This window comes from Frankia sp. CcWB2 (assembly GCF_977927585.1).
Window position 1 is genome coordinate 1 of record NZ_CDWRCM010000323.1, and the last position, 2,159, is coordinate 2,159.

Sequence of the window (2,159 nt, forward strand, 5' to 3'; positions counted from 1 at the left end):
GCCCAGGGTCAACCTGCCCTCGTCCCTGTTCGACGCGGTCGCCCTGCCGGGCCTCCCGCGCGGTGACTGGTCCGGCATCGCGCTGGCCATCGTCATCGTCGCCAGCGTCGAGTCCCTGCTCTCGGCCGTCGCGGTGGACCAGCTTGCCACCACCCGAGGCTGGCGGGGGCCGCGCGTCGACCTCGACCGCGAGCTGCTCGGGCAGGGCTCGGCGAACCTCGCCTCGGGCCTGGTCGGCGGGCTGCCGATCACCGGGGTGATCGTGCGCAGCTCCACCAACGTCGCCTCCGGCGGGCGTACCCGGAAGTCTGCCGTCCTGCACGGCGTCTGGGTGCTGCTGTTCGCCGTGTTCTTGGGCCGTGCCGTGGAGTGGATCCCGCTGTCCGCCCTCGCCGGCCTGCTCGTCGTCGGTGCGCGGCTGGTCGACGTCGCGCATCTGCGCCACGTCCGCCGGCACGGGGAGCTGCCCGTCTACCTGGTGACAATCGTCGGTGTCGTCGCCCTCGACCTCCTGCAGGGTGTCGCCCTGGGTCTGCTCACCGCGCTCGCCCTGGTCCTGCGCCGGGTGCTGTGGTCGAGTGTCCGGCTGGTCCGCACCGACGAGCTCTGGCAGGTAGAAGTCGAGGGGACACTGAGCTTCCTGTCCCTGCCCCGCCTCGCGCGGATCCTGGGCCGTATCCCCGTCGGTGCCCCCGTCTCAATCGAACTCATCGTCGACTACCTTGACCACGCCGCCTATGAGCATCTGCGTGGCTGGTGCGCGAACCACGAGGCGTCCGGCGGAACGGTGAGCGTCGACGAGGTCGGCCAGGTCTGGTTCCGCCGGCCGGCCGAGGTCGCGGAGCAGCGGCGCCGCACCGTCGTCCCGCACCTCCCGCGCTGGTTCGCGCCCTGGTCGCAGTGGCAGGAGCTGGAACTCGCGTCGTCACCGTCGGATTCCCATTCGTCGGAGTCGCGGTCGTCGGATTCCCAGCCCGGCGGCGTCGTTCCGCCGGCGATCCACCCGGACCCAGTCCCGGACCCGGCGGCGTCGGTGCCGGCGCAGGCCTCCCCCGACCTGACGGTCCAGCACGTCAGCACAATGTTGCTCGGGGTGAACGAGTTCCACCGGCGGGCCGCCCCGCTCCTGCGGGGCACCTTCGACGAGCTCGCCGGGGGACAGCAGCCCGGCGCCCTGTTCCTCACCTGCGCCGACTCTCGCATTGTTCCCAACATCATCACCAGTAGCGGTCCCGGTGACCTGTTCACGATCCGTAATGTCGGGAACATCGTCCCGGTGGACGACCCCGCCGGATCCGACCCGGACGCGCCCTTGCGACGCGGTGGCGACCTGTCGGTGACCGCCGCGCTGGACTACGCCGTCGACGTCCTGCGGGTGCCCTCGCTCGTGGTGTGTGGCCATTCCGGCTGTGGCGCCATGCAGGCGTTGCTGTCCGGCGCGCTCGACGGCGCACCCGACTCGGCCCTGGCGGGCTGGCTGTCGCACGCCGCCGCCTCGCTTGAGCGGACGCCCCCTGCCGGCACGGAGGATCTGCTCCCGGTGGAAAGGCTGGGCCGCGCCAACGTGGCGCAGCAGTTGGAGAACCTGCGCGCGCATCCGGCCGTGCGCCGTGCCCTGGCACGCGGCACGCTAGAACTCGTCGGCCTGTACTTCGACATCGCCGACGCGCGCATCTGGGTGCTCGAGGAGTCGACCGGCCGGTTCGTCGACCCGATGGACGCGTTGCCGACGGCGGTCATTGGGACCGGCCCGCGTCGCCGGTGGGACGCACCGGTGCGGGTACCCGCACCCATGGTCGCGGTCGGCGCGGGTCCTGCCGACGAGCAACCGCCGCCCGCCGGCCGGCGGGCCCGGTGGCTCAGCCTGCCGCGGTAATGCCGCAGCGGTGAAGGGCCGCCGATCGCCCGGGGCCCGGGGCCCGGGATCAGGGATCAGGGATCCGAGGTGCTGACCCCGGAGATGCACCGATGGTCGGCGACGTCGATCGTTGGATGACGTCGATCGTTGGATGACGTCGATCGTTGGATGACAGAGAGTTGCCGAGGGTTGGGCGCGGTCTCAAGGCCGGAGACCGTTACCAATCCTCGGCAATTCGCCGTCGCGCCGGTTCGCCGTCGCGCCGGTTCGTCCGCGGGGGTCACGAGGCCGGGATGACCCG

The 2,159-nt window shown here is 71.9% G+C and carries 1 protein-coding gene; it reads left to right on the forward strand.

From position 1 onward, the window contains the following. A partial coding sequence (locus tag ACY45C_RS21150) for a carbonic anhydrase (RefSeq protein ID WP_462189302.1) occupies positions 1–1,876 on the forward strand: 1,876 nt, incomplete at its 5' end. Positions 1,877–2,159 lie beyond the last annotated feature (283 nt).